This is a genomic window from Micromonospora sp. C31 (assembly GCF_018070575.1).
GTDB lineage: Bacteria > Actinomycetota > Actinomycetes > Mycobacteriales > Micromonosporaceae > Micromonospora.
The window spans coordinates 15,680-37,229 of sequence record NZ_JAGPXN010000015.1; the positions used below are offsets into that span (position 1 = coordinate 15,680).

At 75.5% G+C, this 21,550-nt stretch carries 20 protein-coding genes; 10 read left to right on the forward strand and 10 right to left on the reverse strand.

Annotated features, from left to right (window positions below; translation table 11 throughout):
- The first annotated feature begins 146 nt into the window (after positions 1–146).
- Positions 147–578, forward strand: a complete 432-nt coding sequence (locus KBX06_RS19635; RefSeq protein WP_210837144.1) for a glycosyl hydrolase family 18 protein — start codon at positions 147–149, stop codon at positions 576–578.
- Positions 579–654: 76 nt separating this feature from the next.
- On the opposite strand, the gene KBX06_RS19640 is transcribed toward KBX06_RS19635, so the two are convergent.
- A complete protein-coding gene (locus KBX06_RS19640; protein WP_210837146.1) occupies positions 655–1,743 on the reverse strand; it encodes a DUF4037 domain-containing protein in 1,089 nt (362 codons plus the stop codon).
- Between the two features lie 114 nt (positions 1,744–1,857).
- Between KBX06_RS19640 and KBX06_RS19645 the strand changes: the two genes are divergently transcribed.
- Positions 1,858–2,085 carry a hypothetical protein gene (locus KBX06_RS19645; protein ID WP_210837147.1) on the forward strand — a complete coding sequence of 76 codons (228 nt, stop codon included), beginning with the start codon at positions 1,858–1,860 and terminating at the stop codon, positions 2,083–2,085.
- A 51-nt stretch (positions 2,086–2,136) separates the two neighbouring features.
- On the forward strand, positions 2,137–3,078 hold the full coding sequence (locus KBX06_RS19650) for a 5'-3' exonuclease (protein ID WP_210837149.1): 942 nt from the start codon (positions 2,137–2,139) through the stop codon (positions 3,076–3,078).
- 200 nt (positions 3,079–3,278) lie between these two features.
- On the opposite strand, the gene KBX06_RS19655 is transcribed toward KBX06_RS19650, so the two are convergent.
- Positions 3,279–6,134: an RNA helicase gene (locus KBX06_RS19655; RefSeq protein ID WP_210837157.1), complete on the reverse strand. Its 2,856-nt coding sequence runs from the start codon at positions 6,132–6,134 to the stop codon at positions 3,279–3,281.
- A gap of 86 nt (positions 6,135–6,220) precedes the next feature.
- On the opposite strand from KBX06_RS19655, the gene KBX06_RS19660 reads away from it, so the two are divergent.
- Positions 6,221–6,994 (forward strand): HAD family hydrolase, encoded by a 774-nt coding sequence (locus tag KBX06_RS19660; protein ID WP_210837159.1) that lies wholly within the window; start codon positions 6,221–6,223, stop codon positions 6,992–6,994.
- Between the two features lie 60 nt (positions 6,995–7,054).
- Positions 7,055–7,762, forward strand: coding sequence for a TetR/AcrR family transcriptional regulator (locus tag KBX06_RS19665; RefSeq protein ID WP_247686278.1), 708 nt, complete (start codon positions 7,055–7,057; stop codon positions 7,760–7,762).
- Positions 7,763–7,847: 85 nt separating this feature from the next.
- On the opposite strand, the gene KBX06_RS19670 is transcribed toward KBX06_RS19665, so the two are convergent.
- Positions 7,848–8,783, reverse strand: a complete 936-nt coding sequence (locus KBX06_RS19670) for a diacylglycerol kinase (protein WP_307854685.1) — start codon at positions 8,781–8,783, stop codon at positions 7,848–7,850.
- Positions 8,784–9,006: 223 nt separating this feature from the next.
- On the opposite strand from KBX06_RS19670, the gene lanKC reads away from it, so the two are divergent.
- From lanKC to KBX06_RS19695, 5 genes are all read left to right on the forward strand, one after another.
- Entirely contained in the window at positions 9,007–11,607 is a 2,601-nt protein-coding gene (gene lanKC, locus KBX06_RS19675) for a class III lanthionine synthetase LanKC (RefSeq protein ID WP_307854686.1), read from the forward strand.
- A 6-nt stretch (positions 11,608–11,613) separates the two neighbouring features.
- Entirely contained in the window at positions 11,614–11,733 is a 120-nt protein-coding gene (locus KBX06_RS19680) for a SapB/AmfS family lanthipeptide (RefSeq protein ID WP_210837191.1), read from the forward strand.
- A 70-nt stretch (positions 11,734–11,803) separates the two neighbouring features.
- Positions 11,804–11,923, forward strand: coding sequence for a SapB/AmfS family lanthipeptide (locus tag KBX06_RS19685; protein ID WP_210837199.1), 120 nt, complete (start codon positions 11,804–11,806; stop codon positions 11,921–11,923).
- A 74-nt stretch (positions 11,924–11,997) separates the two neighbouring features.
- Entirely contained in the window at positions 11,998–13,728 is a 1,731-nt protein-coding gene (locus tag KBX06_RS19690) for an ABC transporter ATP-binding protein (protein WP_210837201.1), read from the forward strand.
- A complete protein-coding gene (locus KBX06_RS19695) occupies positions 13,725–15,542 on the forward strand; it encodes an ABC transporter ATP-binding protein (RefSeq protein ID WP_210837203.1) in 1,818 nt (605 codons plus the stop codon). Before KBX06_RS19690 ends, KBX06_RS19695 begins: the two co-directional genes overlap by 4 nt.
- Positions 15,543–15,559: 17 nt before the next feature.
- Here the strand turns inward: KBX06_RS19695 and KBX06_RS19700 are convergent, their stop codons facing one another.
- From KBX06_RS19700 to KBX06_RS19730, 7 genes are all read right to left on the reverse strand, one after another.
- Positions 15,560–16,138 carry a response regulator transcription factor gene (locus tag KBX06_RS19700; RefSeq protein ID WP_210837205.1) on the reverse strand — a complete coding sequence of 193 codons (579 nt, stop codon included), beginning with the start codon at positions 16,136–16,138 and terminating at the stop codon, positions 15,560–15,562.
- Positions 16,139–16,287: 149 nt separating this feature from the next.
- Positions 16,288–16,893, reverse strand: coding sequence for a response regulator transcription factor (locus tag KBX06_RS19705; protein WP_247686279.1), 606 nt, complete (start codon positions 16,891–16,893; stop codon positions 16,288–16,290).
- 694 nt (positions 16,894–17,587) lie between these two features.
- Complete coding sequence (gene tatC / locus KBX06_RS19710; protein ID WP_210837210.1) at positions 17,588–18,541, reverse strand: twin-arginine translocase subunit TatC; 954 nt, start codon at positions 18,539–18,541, stop codon at positions 17,588–17,590.
- Between the two features lie 18 nt (positions 18,542–18,559).
- A complete protein-coding gene (gene tatA / locus KBX06_RS19715; RefSeq protein WP_210837212.1) occupies positions 18,560–18,886 on the reverse strand; it encodes a Sec-independent protein translocase subunit TatA in 327 nt (108 codons plus the stop codon).
- 207 nt (positions 18,887–19,093) lie between these two features.
- On the reverse strand, positions 19,094–19,342 hold the full coding sequence (locus KBX06_RS19720; RefSeq protein WP_210837214.1) for a hypothetical protein: 249 nt from the start codon (positions 19,340–19,342) through the stop codon (positions 19,094–19,096).
- Positions 19,343–19,352: 10 nt separating this feature from the next.
- On the reverse strand, positions 19,353–20,408 hold the full coding sequence (locus KBX06_RS19725; RefSeq protein WP_210837221.1) for a YafY family protein: 1,056 nt from the start codon (positions 20,406–20,408) through the stop codon (positions 19,353–19,355).
- Entirely contained in the window at positions 20,405–21,403 is a 999-nt protein-coding gene (locus KBX06_RS19730; protein WP_210837223.1) for a YafY family protein, read from the reverse strand. The genes KBX06_RS19725 and KBX06_RS19730 overlap by 4 nt, the downstream gene beginning before the upstream one ends.
- Positions 21,404–21,550 lie beyond the last annotated feature (147 nt).

Sequence of the window (21,550 nt, forward strand, 5' to 3'; positions counted from 1 at the left end):
TCGTCGCTGACGGCACGGTCAACACTCCTTGGGACTTGGCTGCCTCGAGGATGTCCCCCGTCCCCACCCCGTACGCCCGCACCCCGGCGCCCGGTCGCCGACGCGGGCGGCACGGCCGCCGCGACCCGCCCACGGGAAGGCCCCCGATGCCCTCATCGTCGCCCCGCCTCCGGTCGGCCCTCGCCGCCGGCCTGCTCACCCTGGCCTGCACCGCCGCCACCCTCGCCCTGGTCCCCGCCCCCGCGCAGGCCGCCGAGCTGCCCGGCGGTTTCCGCAGCGTCGGTTACCTGCCGTCGTGGAGCGGCGACGTCAACGCCGTGCCGTACGGCAAGCTCACCCACGTCAACTACGCGTTCGTGCTGCCCAACGGCGACGGCACCCTGCGCCCGGTGGAGAACCCCGCCAAGCTCTCCCAACTGGTCTCGCGCGGTCACGCCGGCAACGTCAAGGTGTCGATCGCGATCGGCGGCTGGAACAACGGCGACGACTCCGCCTTCGAGGCACTCGCCGACGGCACCCGGCTGCAGATCTGGGACCGCTTCGGCGGCGCCAACCAGGTCTGGCGGCTGCCCGCCTGAGCGGCGCGTGCGGCCCCGTCGTCGCCCCGGCGGGACGGGGCCCGTCGCCGTCCCTCGACGCCGTCGGCGGCTCCCGTCAGTCGGGGCCGTCCAGCACCGGCGGCAGCGCGGCGGCGAGCCGGCGGACCCGGTGCGCGTGGGTCAGCACGTCCACGCTGTCGACGTACTGGTCGACCGCGCCGAACGGCGCACGCTCGCGCAGGGCCGGGTCGGTGATGGCGGCGCGCAGTGCGGCGGCGACCCGCCCGGCGTCCAGGACCAGGAACGGCCGTGCGTGAAACGGCCGTGGCCGGGCGCGCACCGGCGCCGCCAGGCCGGTGCCGTCGGTCCAGGCGGCGACCGCCTCCAGCGCCCGGACCAGCCCCTCCTCGCGTACCCGCCAGTCGCCCGGGCCGAGCGCGTCGGCCAGGGCGCCGGCGACGGGCGCCGCGTCGGGCAGCCGGGCGAACACCGTGCCCAGCCACTTGTCGTACGGGGGCCAGCGGCGGTGCAGCAGCAGGGCGAGGCGCATCAGGTCCCGGGCCAGCCCGGCGGTCACCACCCGGCTGCCGAGGTCGTCGCCGGCCTCGGCGCAGCGGCCGGGCAGGTGCTCGGCCTGGGCGACACGGGTCCACGCGGCGGCCAGCACGTGCCGCCACACGTCGTCCGGATACCACGCCAACGTCGCCCGGGCCGCGCTCAACGCGCCGTCGAGGCCGTCGTGGAATACCGCGCCGCCGGTCACCTCGGCCAGCCGCTGCGTGGGCGTGGCCAACCAGTCCACCGCGCTGACGCCGGCGGCCGGGTCGAAGCCCAGCCGGTCGTGCCACCAGCCGCCCAGCTCGTGGATGGTGACGCCGTGCCGGCTGCCCGTCCGGTCGGCGACCCCGAGCCTGCCGTGCCCGGTGAAGCGGGTCGGCCAGCCGAGGAACTCCGCCGGCAGGTCGGCGGCCAACGTCGCGCGCAGGTGCGGGACCCGCGCCGCGTCACACGCGGCGACGAAGAGCTGCCCCCGGGGCCCCCAGTCGTGGTCGGTGGAGCGCGGGGTGTCCAGGCCGAGCAGTTCCGAGCCGCCGTCGAGCAGGCCGGCCGCGTAGCGCAGACCGGGAAGGCGTCGACGCAGGATGGGGGCCAGCACCTCGTCGTGGAACCGGCGGCCCAGCGTCAGGCCCGCAACGAACGTCACACCGGCCAGTCTGCGCCCGCGGCCGGTGGCCGCGCAGCCCTGTTCCGCCGTCGGCGGCCGTACCCGCCGATAGGCTGGGCGCGGACAGGTCGCCGAGGGAGAGGAGCGACCGCCGTGGCAACGACGGACGCCGAGCGCGCCGCGACCCGACGCCGCCGGCTGCTCTGGGCGGGCCTCCTCGCGGTGGCGGGTTTGGTGCTGCTGGCCGTCGGCCTGACCGTCGCCGACGGCACGGCGGCCTGGTTCGAGGTGGCGGTCGCGATCGTGCTGCTGCTCACCAGCTACGGCCTGCAGCACGTGGCCCGCCGCGAGACGCTGTACCGCCACGACGAACGTCCCTGACCCGCCGCGCCGTGCCGCTGGGCGTCGGTGGCGTGTGCCAGGCTGTCGGGCGTGGCACAGCGACCTCCGATCCTGCTCATCGACGCGCCCAGTCTCTACTTCCGGGCCTACTTCGGCATTCCCGAGTCGGCGGCCCGGGCCGCCGACGGCAGCCCCGTCAACGCGGTGCGCGGCTTCCTCGACATGCTGGCGAGCCTGATCCGCACCCGCCGGCCCGACCGGATGGTCTGCGCGATGGACCACGACTGGCGGCCCGACTGGCGGGTGGCGCTGCTGCCGTCCTACAAGGCGCACCGGGTGGCCCCCGAGGGCGGCGAGGTGGTGCCCGACACGCTCAGCCCGCAGGTCCCGCTGATCCTGGAGGTGCTCGACGCCGTCGGGATCACCCACGTCGGCGCGACCGGCTACGAGGCCGACGACGTGCTCGGCACCCTCTCGGTGACGCAGCCGGCCCCGGTCGAGGTGGTCTCCGGTGACCGGGACCTGTTCCAGCTCGTCGACGACGCACGCCCCGTGCGGCTGCTCTACGTCGGGCGGGGTGTGGCCAAGCTCGACGACTGCGACGACGCCGCGGTGCGCGCCCGCTACGGGGTGCCGGCGGACCGGTACGCCGACTTCGCCGCCCTGCGGGGCGACCCCAGCGACGGGCTGCCCGGCGTGCCGGGCGTGGGCGAGAAGACGGCCGCCCGGCTGATCGAGCGCTACGGCGACGTCGCGGGCATCCTCGCCGCCCTGGACGCGCCGGGCTCCGGCTTCGCCCCCGGGCTGCGCACCAGGCTCGCCGCCGCGCGTGACTACCTGACCGTCGCGCCGAAGGTGGTCCGGGTCGCCCTCGACGTGCCGCTGCCCGAGCTGCCCACCGCCCTGCCGACCGCTCCGGCCGACCCCGACCGGCTGCTGGAGCTGGCGAGCGAGTGGAACCTGGCCGGCTCGACACGCCGCCTGGTCGACGCCCTCGCCCAGCGGGCCCAGCCCGCCCCGACGGGGCCCTAGCCCGGTCGGCGGCCGCACGGTCCGGCCGGTCACCTCGCCCTGCCGGGTGTGCGGGTGCACCGACACGGCACTCATGCCGGTGAATGCATGGCGGCGACCCCCGCGCCGGTGGACAGGCCCCCGGCGAGCAGCCGTCCGGCGGAGAACCGTCCGGTGCCGACGATGGCCAGACCGATGTCGACGGCGACCGACGGTGACGATCAGGCTGGGGCGTGGTAGGCCAGCACGCCCCGGTTCACGGCGCCGATCGCCTGCCGCGCGGTCGACCTGAGCTCCGCCGAGGCGCCGCCGGAGTCGGCGAGCTGGCCGAGCAGGTCGACCACCTGCCGCGCCCACCGGACGAAGTCGCCGGCCGGCATGTCGCCGTCGATCTCGTGGCCGCTGCCCAGCACCTTCGCGAGCGCCTCGCCGCGCGCCCAGCGGTAGACCGGCCAGGCGAAGCCGAGGTCGGGCTCCCGGGTGGCGGTGAGGCCACGGGCCGCCTCGTCGGCCTCGATCTCGCTCCACAGCTTGAGCGTCTCGTCGACCGCGTCGGCCACGGGGCCGCGCGGCAGCGACGCCCGTTCGTCGACGTCGCGGCGGGCCTCGAAGACCACCACGGAGACCGCCGCCGCCAGCTCGGCCGGGGAGAGCCCGTCCCACACCCCACGCCGCAGGCACTCGGCGACCAACAGGTCCGCCTCCGTCCAGATCCGGCCGAGCATCCGACCGGCGTCGGTCACGGTCGCGTCGGGCGTCAGATAGCCCCGGGCGGTGAGCAGGGCCACGATCCGGTCGAACGTACGCGCCAGCGACCCGGTCCGACCGGCCACCCGCTGCCGCAGTTCCTCGGTGTCCTTCTCCAGGCGGCGACGCCGCTCCGCCCAGCGGGCGTGCTCCTCGCGGTCGGTGCAGGCGTGGCAGGGGTGCCGGCGCAGCTCGGTGCGGAGCTGACCGAGCTGGTGGTCGTCGCCGACCGCCTGCCGGGAGCGGCCGCCCCGCCGACCGCCGTGCCGGTCCAGCCCGGTGCCGCTGACCTCGGCGGCCAGGTCGCGCCGGGCCGCCGGCGAGCGGTGGTTGAAGCGCTTCGGCACCCGGATGCGCGCCAGCACCTCGGCCGGGGTCGTGAAGTCGCCGGGGCCGACCCGGCCCGCCCAGCGGTCCTGGGTGAGCACCAACGGCCGTGGCTCGCCGAACCCGCCGGTGGCCGGGTCGAGCACGACGGCCAGACCCGCCCGACGGCCCGACGGCACCCGGATCACGTCACCGACCCGCAGCCGCTCCAGCGAGGCCACCGCCGCGGCCTTGCGCTGGCTCTGCCCCTGGCGGGCGATGGCCCGCTCCCGGTCGGCGATCGCCACCCGCAGCGCGAAGTACTCGTCGAAGTCGCCGTGGTGGCAGGCCGCCTCCGCGCCGTACGCCTCGATGGTCTCGGTGTTGCGCTGCACCTGGCGGGCCAGGCCGACCACCGAGCGGTCCGCCTGGAACTGGGCGAACGAGGACTCCAGCAGCGCGCGCGCCGGCTCGGCGCCGACCGTGCCGACCAGGTTGACCGCCATGTTGTACGACGGCCGGAAGCTGGACCGCAGCGGGTAGGTGCGGGTGGAGGCGAGACCGGCCACGTGCCGGGGGTCGGTCTCCGGGGACCAGACGACGACAGCGTGCCCCTCGACGTCGATGCCCCGCCGGCCGGCGCGGCCGGTGAGCTGGGTGTACTCCCCCGGCGTCAGATCGACGTGCGCCTCGCCGTTGTACTTGACCAGGCGTTCCAGCACGACGCAGCGGGCCGGCATGTTGATGCCCAGGGCGAGGGTCTCGGTGGCGAAGACCGCCTTGACCAGGCCCCGGACGAACAGCTCCTCCACGACCTCCTTGAAAACCGGCAGCATGCCGGCGTGGTGGGCGGCCAGGCCGCGCTCCAGGCCGTCGAGCCACTCCCAGTAGCCGAGGACGGTCAGGTCCTCGCCGGGGATGGCGGTGACCCGCGACTCGACGACGCGGCGGATCTCGGCCCGCTCCTCCGGGGAGGTCAGCCGCAGGCCGGCGGCGAGGCACTGCTGCACGGCCGCGGCGCAGCCGGCGCGGCTGAAGATGAACAGGATGGCCGGCAGCAGACCCTCCCGGTCGAGCCGGTCGACGATGTCGGGGCGCATCGGGCCGCGCCAGCGCGGTCCGCGCCGCCCGGCGCCGGGGCCGGCGCTGCGGCCCTCGCCCAGTTCCAGCCGGCGCATGGTGTCGCGGGTGTAGCGCAGCAGCTCGGGGTGCACGTCGTGCTTGCGGGCGGCGTCGGCGTCGTGGAACAGGTCGAACATCCGCTTGCCGACCAGCATGTGCTGCCACAGCGGGACCGGGCGGTGCTCGCTGACCACCACGGCCGTCTCGCCGCGCACGGTCACCAGCCAGTCGGCGAACTCCTCGGCGTTGGACACGGTGGCCGACAGGGAGACCAGGGTGACCGAGGCGGGCAGGTGGATGATCACCTCTTCCCACACCCCGCCGCGGAAGCGGTCGGCGAGGTAGTGCACCTCGTCCATCACCACGTACGCCAGGCCGTCGAGGGTGGCCGAGCCGGCGTAGAGCATGTTGCGCAGCACCTCGGTGGTCATCACGACCACCGGGGCGTCGCCGTTGATGGCGTTGTCGCCGGTGAGCAGCCCGACGTGCTCGGCGCCGTAACGGTCGACCATGTCGTGGTACTTCTGGTTCGACAGGGCCTTGATCGGGGTCGTGTAGAAGCACTTGCGCCGGCGGGGCGGGGCTGCCCCGCCGCCGGTGGTGGGATCGGCCGCCGTGGCGCCGCCGGTCGCGGGAACCGGCGCGGCGTCGCCGGTGGGGGCGGGCGTCGGCGTGCCGCGCAGCGCCAGGTGTACGGCGAACTCGCCGACCACGGTCTTGCCGGCGCCCGTCGGGGCGCAGACCAGCACGCCGCTGCCCCGCTCCAACGCCTGGCAGGCCTCCCGTTGGAAGTCGTCGAGGTCGAACCCCAGGTCGAGGGCGAACTCGTTGAGTGCCGGGAACTGTGAGGCCTGCGCGGCCCGGCGGCGCGCCGCTGCGTACCGCTCGGCGGGGCTCGACATGCCTCCAAGATTAATGCGTGCTGCCGACAGCCACCGGACAAGGCCAACCGGCAGCCGGGTCGGGGGCGGTCGGTAGGGTGCACGACGTGCCGGATCATGCCGAACCGCCCCACGTCCCGCACGGCGCCGACGACGCCGTCCGCCCCGGTCCGTCCCGCCGGCCGGTGGAGGCGGTCCTGTTCGACTTCCACGGCACCCTGGCCCAGGTGGAGGAGCCCCGGGAGTGGGTGCTCGCCGCCGCGGCCGCCTGCGGGGTGACGCTGGAACGGATGCGGGCCACCGCGCTGGCCGACCGGCTGCTGACCGCCGGGCGGGCGGGCGGACCGCTGCCGACCCGGGTGCCGCCCCGGCTGACCGAACTCTGGGCCGACCGGGATCTCTACCCGCACGCCCACCGGGGCGCCTACACGGGGCTCGCCGAGACCGTGGACGCGGGCATCGAGGGCTTCGCCGAGGCGCTCTACGAGCGGGTGCTGGTGCCCGAGGGCTGGTTGCCCTACCCGGACACCGCCCCGACCCTGGCCGCGCTGCGGGCCGGGGGCGTCCGGGTGGCCGTGGTCAGCAACATCGGCTTCGACATCCGGCCGCACTTCGAGGCGTGGGGGCTGGCCGGGCTGGTCGACGCGTTCGTGCTGTCGTACGAGGTGGGGCGCTGCAAGCCGGACCCGGGGATCTTCCTGCGCGCCTGCGGGATGCTCGGCGTCGACCCGGAGCGGACGCTGATGGTGGGCGACACCCCGGCCGACGCGGGGGCCGTCGCGGCCGGGTGCGCGGTGCTGGTGCTGCCGGCCGCCGAGGCGGGCAGGGTCAACGGCCTGGGTGCGGTGCTCGACCTGGCCGGGGTCGGCGATCAGAGCTAACAGCACCTCGACAGCGCCGTTAACGCACGACGCTAACGCGAAGACGTTATCGTCGCTGCCATGATCACCGAGACGCCCCGGGACCGGATCGTGCGGGCCGCCGCCGCGCTGCTCGCCGAGGGCGGCCGGGAGGCCGTCTCCACCCGCGCGGTCGGCCGGGCGGCAGGGGTGCAGGCACCCACCATCTACCGCCAGTTCGGCGACATGCGGGGCCTGCTGGACGCCGCGGCCAGCTACGGGCTCGCCGCGTACCTGCACGCCCAGGCGGCCGGCGACCTCGTCGGCGACCCGGTCGACGACCTGCGCCGGGGCTGGGACCTGCACGTCGGCTTCGGCGTGGCCAACCCGGCGTTCCACGCCCTCATGTACGCCGACCCGCGCCCGGGCGAGACCCCGACCGCGACCCGGGTCGCCGCCGACATCCTGCGTCAGCTCGTGCACCGGGTGGCCGAGGCGGGCCGGCTGCGCACGGGCGTCGCCGAGGCGACCGAGATGCTGCACGCCACCGCCTGCGGGGTCACCCTCGCCCTGATCCGGACCCCGCTCCCGCAGCGTGACCCGACCCTGTCGACCCGCACCCGGGAGGCGGTGCTCGCCGCCCTGGTCACCGACTCCGCCGCCGCCCGGGCGACCTCCCGGGCCGACCGTCCGCTCCGGCACGCGGTGGCGCTGCGCGCCGCCCTGGACACCCTCACCACGGACCTCAGCACCGCCGAACGCGCCCTGCTGGCCGAATGGCTCGACCGCATGGCCCGGACCAGCCCCTGACCGCGGTGGGCCGGGCGATCGGGTTCGGCTCGGCGTTGCTGGCGGTGTTCGCGGCGTCGCTGCGCAAGGCGGGGGCGGGAGGCGGTCAGCACAGGAGGTGGAGGGCGGCGGGGGTGGCCGTCACGGTCAGCGGAAGGGGCAGGGCCCGCTCGCCGTCGGCGTACGTGGTGATGCCCTCGGCGCCCAGCTCGACCGTGCGGGCGCGGTAGCTGCGCACCAGCGGGTGCGCCACGTGGGTGCCCCGGTAGATGCGCGGCTTGACCCGCATCAGGGTGCGCCGGTCGAACGCGCCGCCCACCACCACGTCGAGCAGGCCGTCGGTAGGGTCCGCGTCCGGGCAGATCCGCATGCCGCCGCCGTAGCTGGCGCAGTTGCCCACCGCCACCAGGACGGCGTCCACCTCGTGCGGCACGCCGTCGAGGCGCAGCGTGTAGCGGCGCGGGCGCAGCCGGGCCAGTTCCACCAGGACCGCCAGGTCGTAGCGGCGGGGACCGCTCGGCCAGCGCATCCGGTTGGCGCGCTCGTTGACGATCGCGTCGAAGCCGGCCGCGAGCACCGCCCCGTACCACCGACGCGCGCCGTCGGCCCCCGTCATCCGCGCCAGATCCACCGCGCGGGTGCGGCCGTCGCGCAGCGCCGCCGCGATGACGTCGACGGCGGCGAGCGGGTCGGCCGGGAAGCCGGTGTCGGCCGCGAAGTCGTTGCCGGTGCCGGCGGGCACCGGGCCGAACGGCACGCCCGTGCCGGCCAACGCCTGCACCGCGCGGTGCACGGTCCCGTCGCCGCCGACCACGACCAGGGCCGACGCGCCGTCACGCACGGCCGCGCGGCAGGCCGCCTCGGCCTCGTCGGCGGTGTGCGCGCGCAGCGGGCGTACGGGGCGGCCGGTGGCCGCGAGCCGACGCAGCACCTGCGGCAGCAACCCCCGGTGCCGGCCCCGGCCCGCGGTCGGGTTGGCCAGCACGGCGACGGGCCCGTCGACGGCGACGGAGGAGTGATCGTCTGCGGTCACGGCGAGCACCGTACCGCCCCCGGGCCGGGCCGGCGCCCCGCACGCTCCACGGCCGGCGGCCCGCGGCGGGGCACCGCGCACCCGGGCACAACTGACTTTTGTCATGGCCGACCGTGCGGCACGCATTCGTCGTCATGACTGAACGCACTGGAATCGCCATGGCCCGAACGGACAGACTCATCTCCATCAGCAGGACGAAGACATCGACCGAACAGCGGAGGGAGTGGTCACCGTGGACGAGCGCTACGACAGCTACTGCGCCGCCGACCGGCTCTTCTACGACTCCCTCGGCAGGGCGGTCGAGCAGCCCACCTTCGCGGCGGCGCAGCGACCCGCACCCGAGGGCTGGCGCTCCGAGCCGCTCGACGACTGGCTGATCTACGCCCCCGAGGGCGGCAAGCTGCCCCAGCAGGGCTGGAAGATCCACGTGTCGGCGACGCTCGACAACGCCGAGCGGGTGCTGGACGCCGTCTGGGACTACTGCGTACCGCGTGGCCTGTCCTTCAAGTTCCTGCGCGGCCCGCGCACCCTGCTGCTGCGCAACTCCAAGTACGCCTCCCGGGCGGCCAGCGGCAAGTTCGTCACGGTCTACCCGCACGACGACGCGGAGCTGGAGCTGGTCTGCAAGGAGCTCGACGAGCTGATCGCCGGCGAGCCGGGCCCGTACATCCTCAGCGACCTGCGCCACGGCGCAGGCCCGGTGCACGTGCGCTACGGCGGCTTCGCCGCCCGCTACTGCCACTCCCCCGACGGCCAGGTGGTCCCGGCGATCGAGGACGACACGGGCACGTTGGTGCCCGACCGTCGCGATCCCGTGTTCCACGTGCCGTCCTGGGTCACGCTGCCCGACTTCCTCGGCCCGCACCTGGCCGCCCGCAACGCCACCAGCACCGACGAGGTGCCGTACCGCATCGAGAAGGTCATCCACTTCTCGAACGGCGGCGGCCTCTACGTCGGCCGGGACGTGCGCACCGACACCCAGGTGGTGCTGAAGGAGGCCCGGCCGCACGCCGGCCTCGACGCCGACGGCACCGACGCGGTCGCCCGCCTGGCCCGGGAGGCCGATGCGCTGCGCCGGCTCGCCGACCTGCCACAGGTGCCCCGGGTGCACGACGAGTTCGCCATCGGCGAGCACCGGTTCCTCGCGCTGGAGTTCATCGAGGGCCGTCCGCTGAACAAGGTCCTGGTCGACCGCTACCCGCTGATCGAGGCCGACACCACCGACGCGGACCGCGCCGACTACACCCGGTGGGCGCTGGACGTGCACCGGCAGGTCGAGGAGGTCGTCACGGCCATCCACGACCGCGGCCTGGTCTACGGCGACCTGCACCTGTTCAACGTCATGGTCCGCCCGGACGACCGGATCGCGTTGGTCGACTTCGAGGTCGCCGCGCCGATCGACGGGCACCGCCGACCCGGACTGCGCAACCAGGGCTTCGCCGCACCTCGGGACCGCTCCGGTCCCGCCGTGGACCGGTACGCCCTGGCCTGCCTGCGGCTGGCGCTGTTCCTGCCGCTGACCCAGTTGTTCCGCCTGGCGCCGGCCAAGGCCGCGCACGTCGCCGACGTGATCGCCACCCAGTTCCCGGTGCCGAGGGACCTCCTCGACGCCTCCGTACGCGAGATCACCGGGCCCGAGGCGGCGGACGCCGAACCGGCACCCGACCTCACCGTCGACGTCGGACCGGCCCACCGGGACCGCCTCGCCCGGGCGATCCTCGCCAGCGCGACACCCCAGCGGGACGACCGGCTCTTCCCCGGCGACATCGAGCAGTTCCGCAGCGGCGGGCTCAACCTCGCCCACGGCGCGGCCGGCGTCCTGTACGCCCTGCACGTCAGCGGCGCCGGGCGGTGGCCGGAACACGAGCAGTGGCTGGTCCGCCACGCCACGGCACCCGCCTCCGGCACCCGGTGCGGCTTCTACGACGGCCTGCACGGCGTCGCGTACGCCCTGGAGTCGCTCGGCCGCCGGCAGGACGCCCTCGACGTGCTCGACATCTGCCTGCGCCAGCCACTGGACGGCCTCGACCACAGCCTCGCGAACGGCCTCTCCGGCATCGCGCTCAACCTGGCCGAGCTGGCCGGGCGCACCGGTGAGACGGCCCTGCGCGAGGCGGCCTGGCGGACCGTCGAGCGGGTGATCGACCAGCTCGCCGACGACCCCGGGCCGGACATCAGCGGCGGGCGCAACCCGTACGCCGGGCTGCTGCGCGGCCGGACCGGCCCGGCGCTGCTGCTGGTGCGACTGCACGAGCTCACCGGCGAGGAGTCCCTGCTGGACCACGCCGCCACGGCCCTGCGCCAGGACCTGCGCCGCTGCGTGGTACGCCCCGACGGCACGCTGCAGGTCAACGAGGGCTGGCGCACCATGCCCTACCTCGGTCAGGGCAGCATCGGGATCGGCCTGGTGCTCGATGCGTACCTGCGGCACCGCGCCGACGAGCGGTTCGCGGAGGCCAGCGCCGGTGTACGCCGCGCCGCCCGGTCCCCGTTCTACGCGCAGTCGGGCCTCTTCGCCGGACGCGCCGGCGTCGTGGCCTACCTTGCGGCGGACCCCGACGATCCGCAGCGCCGCCGCGAACGCGACGCCCAGGTGGCCCGGCTGGCCTGGCACGCCCTGCCCTACGGCGACGGGACCGCCTTCCCGGGCGAGCAACTGCTGCGGCTGTCCATGGACCTCGGCACCGGCACCGCCGGCGTGCTGCTGGCCCTGGCCACGGCACGGCCCGACGACCCGGTGAGCCTGCCGTTCCTCGCGCCCCTGGCGGGCGCCCCCGACTCCCTCGCCTCGGCGAGGGCGACCGATCCGTCCGACCAGCACGGAAGGAGGTGACACGACATGGCGCTTCTGGACCTCCAGGGCCTCGAGATGGCCCCCGCCGACCGCACCGGTGGCGGCAGCCAGGCGAGCCTGCTGCTCTGCGGCGACAGCTCGCTGTCCGTCACGACCTGCAACTGATCCTTCGCCTTCACCGGCGACATGCAGGGCACGACCATCCGACCGATCAGCACAGAAGGAGATGATCGACATGGCGCTTCTCGACCTTCAGGGCATGGAGATGGCCCCCGCCGACCGCACCGGTGGCGGCAGCCAGGCGAGCCTGCTGCTCTGCGGCGACAGCTCGCTGTCCGTCACGACCTGCAACTGATCCAGGTCGTCACGCGAGGCCCTGGGCGGACGAACGTGTCCGCCCAGGGCCGCACGTCTTCTACGGGAGGACCGATGCGGACGCCGACCGGCTCCGACCAACTGCTGCGGCGGGTGGTCCGCGACGGCGGCGGCTGGACGATCCTGCTCGGCGCGGTGGCGCTCACCGGCGCCGCCGCCGAACTCGCCCTGCCGGCCGCGCTGGGGCTCGCGGTCGACGCCGCCGTCGCCGGCGACGGCGACGCCCGGTGGCCGGCCGCCGCCTGCGCCCTGATCGCCGCCCTCATGCTCACCGACATCCTCGGCGACGTGGCCAGCGGATACGGCGCGGCCCGGGCCACCGGGCGGCTGCGCCGGCGCCTGCTGCGGCACCTGTTCGCCTGCGACATCCGCACCGTCCGCCGCCATCCGGTGGGCGACCTGGTCGGTCGACTCGTCGCGCAGGCCGCCGATGCGGGGCAGGCCGGTACCGCCGTGGTCCTGGGCGTCGTCGCGCTGCTCCCCCCGGTCGGCAGCGTCGTGGCCCTCACCCTGCTCGAACCGCTGCTCGGCGTCACCCTGCTCGCCGGGCTGGCCCTGCTCACGTTGCTCATGCGCGCCTTCGTCACGGACGCCTCCGCCGCCGTGTCCGGCTACCAGCGGGTGCTGGGGGACATCGCCGGGCGGCTGCTGGAGGCTCTCGGTGGCGCCCGCACCATCGCCGCCGCGGCGACCGTCGAGCGGGAACGCGACCGGGTGCTGGCGGCCCTGCCGGAACTGCGCGGGTACGGCCTGCTCGGCTGGCGGTTGCTGGCCAGGGCGGGCGCCCGCACCGCCGCCGTCGGGCCGCTGCTCCAGGTGGCCGTCGTGGCCGTCGGCGGGTACGCGCTGACCGTCGGCTGGCTCAGCCCCGGCCAACTCGTCGCCGCCGTGCAGTACGCGGCCCTCGGTGCCGGGCTCGGCGCGGTGCTGGCCACCCTGAACCGGCTGGTGCGCAGCCGCGCGGCGGCCAGCCGGATCGCCGAGCCGCTGGCCCACCCGGTACGCCCCGACGGCACCGAGCCGCTGCCGCCCGGGCGGGGTGAGTTGTGCCTTCGGGGAGTGGGCGTACGCGCCCAGGACGGGCGGGCGGTCCTCGACGGCATCGACCTGACCGTGCCGTCAGGCGCCACGGTGGCCGTCGTCGGCCGCTCCGGCGCCGGCAAGTCGACCCTCGCCGCGGTGGCCGGCCGGCTGCACGACCCGGACACCGGCGAGGTGCTGCTGGACGGGGTGCCGCTGCGCCGGTACGACCCGCCCGCGCTGCGCCGGGCCGTCGGGCACGCCTTCGACCGGCCCGTCCTGGTCGGCGAGACGGTGCACGACGCGATCGGGCTCGGGCTGCCCGCCGGATCGGCGCGGCCGCCCGCCGACGCCGCCCCGGCCACCCCGGCCGTGCTGGCCGCGGCACGCGCGGCGCAGGTCGCCGACGTCGTCGCCCGGCTGCCCGAGGGCTTCCGCACCCGGCTGGCGGACGCGCCGTTCTCCGGCGGCGAGGCGCAGCGCCTCGGGCTGGCCCGCGCGTTCCCCGCCGAACGGCTGCTCGTCCTCGACGACGCGACGTCCAGCCTGGACACCGCCACCGAGCACCGGATCGCCCGGGCGGTGGCGACCGGCGCAGGCGGGCGTACCCGGCTGGTGGTGACCCACCGCGCGACGACGGCGGCGGCGGCCGACCTGGTGGCGTGGCTCGACGGCGGGCGGCTGCGGGCCGTGGCGCCGCACCGGCAGCTCTGGTCCGACCCGGCCTACCGGGCGGTCTTCACGCCCGGCGGGGACGCCCGATGAGCCGCCCCGGCGTACGCCGGACCACCTGGGCGGCGCTGCGGGCCCGTCGCCGGGCGGTGGGCCGGCTGGCCGCCTGGTCGGCGGTCGAGGCCCTGCCGGCGCTGCTCGGCGGGGTGCTCGTGGCCCGGGCCGTGGACCGGGGTTTCCTGGCCGGCCAGTTCGGCACCGGCCTGGCCTGGCTGTCCGTCCTCGCCGTGGCGGTGCTGGTCGGGGCGGCGGCGACGGGGCAGGTGTACCGCAGCCTCGGGGCCGTGGTGGAACCGTTCCGCGACGAGTTGGCCGCCCGGGTGGTGTGGGGGGCGCTCCGCGACGCCACCCGGGCGGGCGGGCGGCCGGACACCGCCACCGTGGCCCGGCTGACCCACCAGGTCGAGGTGGTCCGGGACACGTTCGGCGGGCTGGTGCTGGTGGTCCGCGGGTTCCTGTTCACCGCCGGCGCGGCGCTGCTCGGCCTGCTCGCCCTGGCCCCGCCGCTGGCGGGTGCGGTGGCCGCGCCGCTGGTGGTGGGGCTGGCCGTGTTCGCCGCGTCGCTACCGGCCATGGTGGCGCACCAGCGGGCGCAGGTGAGCGCCGGCGAACGGCTCGGCCGGTCGGCGGCGTCGGCGCTGGCCGGGCACCGCGACGTCGTCGCCTGCGGCGCGCAGGAGCGCGTGGTGTCCGACGTGGACCGGCGGGTCACGGCGCAGGCCGACGCGGAGCGGACGCTGGCCCGGATGGCGGCGCTGCGCAGCCTCAGCCTGGGGGTGGGCGGCTGGCTGCCCGTGGTGGTGCTGGTGCTGGCCGCGCCGTGGCTGGTCCGGCAGGGGCTGAGCGCCGGGGCCGTGCTGGGTGCGCTGGTCTACGTCACGACCGGGCTGCAACCCGCCCTGCACGCGGTGGTGCAGGGCGTCGGCGGCGGCGGGCTGCGCTACGCCGTCACCCTGGACCGGATCCTGCGCACCAGCCCGCCCCCGGGGCCCGCTCCCCTGCCGCACACCGACGCGCCGGCCAACGCCGCCGCGTCGGCACCCGTCGCCGCCGCCTCGGCCGGCACCGGTCCGGCGGGGGATGCCCGCGCCGGCAGCGGCCCGCCGGCGGTCGCGCTGCGCGGGCTGACCTTCCGGTACGGCCCGCACGCCCGCCCCGTCCTGGCGGACCTCACCCTGACGGTGGCCGTCGGTGACCACGTGGCCGTGGTGGGGCCGAGCGGGGCCGGCAAGTCCACCCTGGCCGCGCTGGTCGCCGGGCTGGTGCCGCCGGAGTCGGGCACCGTCCGCCTGGCCGGCGTGCCGGTCGCGGGCACCGCGCCGGATGCGCTGGCCCGGTTGCGGGTGCTGGTGCCGCAGGAGGCGTACGTGCGCACCGGCTCCCTCGGCGACAACCTCCGCTACCTGCACCCCGACATCGACGACGCGACGGTCCTGGCCGCCGCGCACGCCCTCGGCGCCGGGCCCCTGGTGGCCCGCCTCGGCGGCCTCGACGCCGCGATCGACCCCGCCGCCCTCTCCGCCGGGGAACGCCAGCTCGTCGCCGCGGTCCGGGCCTACCTGGCTCCCGCGCCGCTGGTGATCCTCGACGAGGCGACGTGTCACCTGGACCCGACCCTGGAGGCGACCGTCGAGCACGCCTTCGCCCGCCGGCACGGCACCCTGATGGTGATCGCGCACCGGATCAGCTCGGCGACCCGGGCCCGTCGGGTGGTGGTGTTCGACGGCGACCGGCCGCTCGTCGGCACCCACGACGAGCTGCTGCTCCGCTCGCCCACCTACCGTGAGCTGGTCGGGCACTGGGAAGACGTGGCGCCGCCGGCCCGCGTACCGCTCGCCCGGTCCTGACCGCTTGGGGGCGCTGGTCAGATCCAGCCCGCCTCGCGGGCGACCCGCACCGCCTCCACCCTCGTACGGGCGCCCGCCTTGCGGGTTATCCGGCCGAGGTGGTTGCGCACCGTACCCGGGGCGAGCCCGAGCGCCCGGGCCACCTCCACGACGGGTGCCCCGGCCGCGGTCAGGTCGAGGACCTCCGTCTCCCGTGAGGTGAGCGGGCTGTCGCGGCTCAGGGCCGCCATCACCAGGTCGGCGTCGACCACCGACTCGCGGCGGGCCACCCGCCGGATGCCGTCCACCACCCGGTGCGGGGAGACGTCGCTGCCGAGGATCCCGACGGTGCGCCCCGGCACGAAGACCCGGTGCAGGCTGCGGGCCCGGCGCCGGTCGGCGAGCACCAGCAACGGGCACTGCCCCGCCAGGCCCGCCTCGCCGATGAGGTCGAGGTCGACGACCGCGACGTCCGGGCGCTGCGTCCGGACCGCCGGCGGCAGCGCGTCGCCCCGGTCGAGTTCCGCCACGACGCTGATGTCCGCCTCGGCGGCGAGGACGAGCGACAGGGCGCCACGGACCAGGGCACCGTCGAGTGCGAGCAACGTACGGATCACCGATGACCCTCCGGAACGTCGTCAGACAGATCACGGACCGTAAGAATTCAAACACGCGCCGACGGGTTCCGCTCGCCGGGCGGCCGACCACCGTCGAACCCGGACACCGGGAAGGCCGGCGGCTGCGGGTCCGGTCGGGCGCCGGCCCGCTACATCCAGCCGTCGCGTCGGGCGCGCCACACCGCCTCCATCCGGTTGCGGGCGCCGGTCTTGCGCATGATCGCCGACAGGTGGTTGCGCACCGTCCCGTGCGCCAGGTAGAGCCGGCGGGCGATCTCCTTGAGCGGCAGGCCCTCCGCGGCCACCCGCAGCACCTCCACCTCCCGGCGCGTCAGCCGGCTCGACACGGGCCGCAGCGCCGTCACGGCGGCGTCGGCGTCGATGACCTTCCCGCCGGCGGCGAGTTCCCGCACGGCGTCGACCAACGCCTCCAGGGAGGCGTCCTTGCCGACCAGGCCCCGTACGCCGGCGGCCAGGAGGTCCCCGACGATCCGCTGGCTCCACTGCCGGCCCATCGCCAGCACGGCGGTGTCGGGCATCGCCTCGGTGATCTCGGCGACGACCTCGACCGGGTGCGGGGCGTCCGGCGCCAGGTCCACCAGCACCACGTCCGGCCGGTGCCGACGCACCAGGGTGATCAGCTCCGCCACCCCGGTCACCTCGGCGACGACCTCGATGTCCCGCTCGCTCGACAGTGCCGCGCACAGGGCGGTGCGCAGTAGTCCCATCTCCTCGACAACGACGACGCGAATCAATGCGTTTGCTCCGTTCTGGGGGGTGCGGGACGGCGGTTGAGTCCCGTTGACGGGACTACGGAGGCCGGCCGGAGGGGTCATCTGGATCTTGAAGCGCGACAACGACGATCGGACGGTCAGGGATATCGGGGCGGTGCAGCCGCAGGGACCGGCCGACCGCGCGGGCGGGCCCGCCGGGCTCAGCCGGGGCCGGCACTCACCCCACGAAACCGGCCGCCCGGAGCGGCCAGCGGAGCGCCGTCGGCGCCCGCCTCGGCCCGGCGCCCGTGCGGCGCCGGGCCGCCGTCCGCAGTGGCCGCGAGGACGGCCTCACCCTGTGCGGCGCGACGGTCGGGTGCCACGGCTGCGGCCGGATGGCCGCCGCACGGCGTCGGATCGGTCCGGGCGCCTGGCGGGCCGGAGGCGTCGGGGACACCGTGCCGCCGGGCGGTGTCCCCCGCCACGGCGACGGGTGGACGACAGAACGTCGGGCGACGCACTGGATAGCGACCTCCCTCGTCGGACACGTCGACACATCGTAAAGATGCGCTTACCCGATTGCGACTCGTGGATGCCCCGTGACGGATTGCCGACTGAGGGCTGACGGCTGGCGCGGCGTGCGTTAAGGGCGTCACGGTGGCAACCGGGGGTGCCAACGGAACAAGCCCCCCGGCGAGGGAGGGCTTGTTCCGTGCGGCACGAGGACGACCGGCGGTCAGGTCATGTCGTCGTAGCGGCGGTCGATCGGCGCCGGCGCGGCGACCGGCTCCGGGGCGATGATCGGCGCGCTCGCGTCCACCCGCTGCCCGGCCTCCACCGGCTCCGGATCGAACTCCAGCGGCGAGACCTCGTCGTCGTCGATGCCGGCGTAGACCTCCTTGCCGCGTCCCTTGCGCTTGTCGTTGAGGAACGCGACACCGACCGCAGCGAAGTAGAGCGCGCAGAGGCAGAGCGCCAGCGCGGTCATCCCGAACGGATCGGGGGTCGGCGTGACCACGGCGGAGAACGCAAAGAACACGAACACCGCGATCCGCCACCAGCTGAGCAGCCGCTTCGCGCTGGCGATGCCGACGAAGTTCAGCATCAACACCAGCAGCGGGAACTCGAACGCCACCCCGAACAGCAGGATCAGGTTGGTGACGAACGAGATGTAGCGGGTGACCTCGAGGTTCGTGGCGATGTCGTCACCGGAGATGTCGAGCAGAAACTCAAGGCCCTTGGTAGTGACGAAGAACGCCAGCACGGCACCCGCCGCGAACAGCGGCGCGGCCAGCGCGGTGAAGACGTAGGCGTAACGCCGCTCGTGCCGGTGCAGGCCGGGCGCGATGAACGCCCAGAGCTGGTAGAGCCAGACCGGGGCCGCGATGATCAAGCCCACCCAGAGCCCGATCTTCAGATTGAGCAGGAAGACGTCCGCGACACCGAGCTGCACGAACTTGCACTTGCCGCTGACGGGATCGATCGACGCCGGCAGGTCGCAGTACGGCTTCGAGAGCAGGATCCGGACTGGCCCGGCGAGCCAGATGCCGACGCCGAAGCCGACCAGGATCGCCAGGGACGCCTTGAACAGCCGGGTGCGCAGCTCGCGGACGTGCTCGACAAGCGTCATCGAGCCGTCGGCGGCCCGGGCGAAGTTGCTCGGGCCGCGCTTCTTGAGGGCGAAGGCCACGGGTCTCGGGCCCTTCGGTCAGTTGTCGCGGACGCGCTGCACCGGGTCGTTGACCGGGGGAGCGTACGGCTGCTGGTGCGGGGCGACGTGCGGCTGCTGTCCGGCGGGCGGCGGTGCGTACGGCTGGCCCTGGACGGTCTGCGGCGGGAGCGGCTGGTAGCCGGACTGCGCGTCGGCCTTCTCGGCGAGGTCGCGGTCGTCGTCGTGCAGGCTCTTGGTCTCAGCCTTGATGATCCGCAGCGACCGGCCCAGCGAGCGGGCCGCGTCGGGGAGCCGCTTCGCGCCGAAGAGCAGGATCAGCACGACCACGAGTACGGCGATGTGCCACGGCTTGAGGGCACCCATGGGAAGCTCCAGTCGCTCTGTGTCGTCGTGAGGGGTGTACCGCAGCCCATCGTACGTGCGCCGACGGCCGTTGCCACCCGCCGGGCGGTGGTGGTTCGTCCCGGCCGGTGAAGTCTTGACCAACGCGGGACGTCCCGTCAACCACCGGCCGCAGGATCACTGCCGCGTGCCACCGGGCCGGTTCGCGCAGGAACCGGGCACCGACGATCACCCGCCGCGCTTCGCCTTGATCACGGTCAGCCGCCGCTGGGTGGTGTCGAGCTGCTCCTGGAGGGCCTCCGCCCGCGCCTGGAGGGTCTCGGCGGTCGCCCGCAGCGACTCCGCCTCGCCCGCCCGGCGTTGCAGAGCCACGGCCGCGCGACGCAGCCGGGGCAGCCGCGTCAGCACCGGCCGCAGGGCCAGGACGAACACGACGAGCGCGAACAGCACCACCGCCAGCACGATCCACTTCACCACGGCAGCCAGCCTACTGGGTGCCCGCCGGCACCGCCGGGTCGACCGGGGACACCACCGCCAGCGGGGTGTCCGGCCCCCGGGGTGCGGCCGGCACCGGCGAGGCGTACGCGTCGAGGGCCGCGACCGCCGAGGACCGGACCTGCTCGGCCAGCTCGGCCGGGGCGACCACGGTCACACCCGGGCCCAGACCCAGCACGAAGCGGCGGGCCCAACCCAGGTCGGTGACCCGCAACGACACCAGCCAGTGGTCACCGCCGCCGGCCTCGACCCGCTCGCACGGGTAGTACTCGGTGAGCCACCGCTCCCCCCGACCGATCCGCAGAGTGATCAGTGGCAGGTCCGGCGACGGGCGGAACACGCCCGCGGTGAGGTCGTGCGGGCGGGCCTGCGGCGGCACCACGGCCCGCTCGCCCAGCTCGGTGACCGCGTCGATGCGGTCGGCCCGGAACAGCCGCACCGCCTCCGCCCGACGGCACCACGCCTCCACGTAGGCCCGCCCGCCGACCATCAGCATCCGCAGCGGATCGACGACCCGCTCGGTGGTCTCGTCCCGGGCGGCCGTGTAGTAGGTGATGCGCAGCGCCCGGCCGCTCTCGACGGCCGACCGCAGCTCCTCCACCCGCCGGGTGTCGGCGGGCAGTCGGACCTCCACCGGCGCCGCCACCAGGTCACCGGCCGCGTGCTCGATCTTGGCGAGGGCCCGCTCGACGGCATCCCGGTTGGTCACCCCGGGCGTCTCGGCGAGCATCCGCAACGCCACCACCAACGCGAGGGCCTCGTCCGGGGTGAGCCGCAGCGGCCGGTCGATGCCGGCGTCGTAGGTGATCGTCACCCGGTCGCCGTCGAAGGCCATGTCGATCAGGTCACCCGGGCCGTAACCGGGCAACCCGCACACCCACAACAGCTCCAGGTCCTCGCGCAGCTGCCGCTCCGTGACGCCCAGGTCACCGGCCGCCTCGGCCAGTTCGATGCCGGGCCGGGCCAGCAGGTAGGGCACCAGGTTCAGCAGCCGGGCCAGCCGGTCGGCAGACGCGCGGGAGCCGCCACGGGCAGCCGGGCGGGTCACCGGACACCCCCGGCGACCGCGAGGTCGTCGTGCCGCGCGGCGATCTCCTTGAGCCGCTGGATCACCGCGTCGCGCACCTCCGGCGGATCGAGCACCCGCGCGTCCGGGCCGTAGCCGACAAGCTGCCCGGCGAGCACGTCCACGTCGGCGTACGGCAGGACGAGCCGGTCGCCGTCGGGCCCGGCGGTGACGCCGACCGCCCAGCGGCGCAGCCCGGCGGCGCGACCGGCGGCCACCAGCACCATGGCCCGCCCGGTGCGTTCCGCCGGACCCGACCAACGGGCCACGTGGCTGATCAGGTCCACCCCGGCCGGCGGCTCGTACCCCCCCGGGACCCCCGTCGCCCGGACCGTGCCGACCACCCGGGACAGCCGGAAGCAGCGGGTCGCCGCCCGGTCGAGGTCGTGCCCGACCACGTACCAGCGGCCCCGCCAGCAGACCACCCCCCACGGCTGGAGGCGGCGGCGGGTGGGTTCGTCGCGGTCGGGAACCCGGTAGTCGAAGCTGACCTCGCGCCGGTCCCGGGCGGCCGCGGTGAGCGGCGCGAACGCCGGGTCCACCGTCACCATCGGCTCCAGACCCAGCGTGGCCTGCGGATCCACGTCGACGCCGGCCGCGCGCAGCTTCGCCAACCCCGAGGAGGCGGCAGCGGCCAGGCCGGCGTGCTGCCACAGCCGGGCGGCGATGCCGACCGCGGCGGCCTCGTCCGGCTCGAGGGGGATGTCGGGCAGCGCGTACTCCCGGTGGGCGATCCGGTAACCGGGCTCCGCGTCGAAGACGCTCGCCGTCCCGGTCTCCAGCGGCACCCCCAGCTCGCGCAGCTCGGCCTTGTCCCGCTCGAACTTGCGCTGGAAGGCCTCGTGGTCACGCGCGTCGTCCGGATCGTGCTCGTAGCCGGGCACGGTCGCGGCGATCTGCGCGGCGGTCAGGAACCGCCGCGTGGACAGCAGGCAGATAACCAGGTTGACCAGGCGTTCGGTGCGGGTCCGCGACACGCGGTAGACGCTAGCAGCCCACCCGCCGCGCCCGTGCACCCACGCGGGCAGGACGGGCCGCCCGTCGCGACCGGCCGGCCCGGCGTCCGGCGGATCGGCACGCGGCGCACCGCCCGCCACCGTACGTGCGCCACGTCCTCCCCCGAC

What these genes read in the sequence shown, in the direction of transcription:
- KBX06_RS19635 (WP_210837144.1), top strand. Translation starts at nt 147, where the DNA reads ATGCCCTCATCGTCGCCCCGCCTCCGGTCGGCCCTCGCCGCCGGCCTG.
- KBX06_RS19655 (WP_210837157.1), bottom strand. Translation starts at nt 6,134, where the DNA reads ATGTCGAGCCCCGCCGAGCGGTACGCAGCGGCGCGCCGCCGGGCCGCG.
- KBX06_RS19665 (WP_247686278.1), top strand. Translation starts at nt 7,055, where the DNA reads ATGATCACCGAGACGCCCCGGGACCGGATCGTGCGGGCCGCCGCCGCG.
- KBX06_RS19680 (WP_210837191.1), top strand. Translation starts at nt 11,614, where the DNA reads ATGGCGCTTCTGGACCTCCAGGGCCTCGAGATGGCCCCCGCCGACCGC.
- KBX06_RS19685 (WP_210837199.1), top strand. Translation starts at nt 11,804, where the DNA reads ATGGCGCTTCTCGACCTTCAGGGCATGGAGATGGCCCCCGCCGACCGC.
- KBX06_RS19690 (WP_210837201.1), top strand. Translation starts at nt 11,998, where the DNA reads ATGCGGACGCCGACCGGCTCCGACCAACTGCTGCGGCGGGTGGTCCGC.
- KBX06_RS19695 (WP_210837203.1), top strand. Translation starts at nt 13,725, where the DNA reads ATGAGCCGCCCCGGCGTACGCCGGACCACCTGGGCGGCGCTGCGGGCC.
- tatA (WP_210837212.1), bottom strand. Translation starts at nt 18,886, where the DNA reads ATGGGTGCCCTCAAGCCGTGGCACATCGCCGTACTCGTGGTCGTGCTG.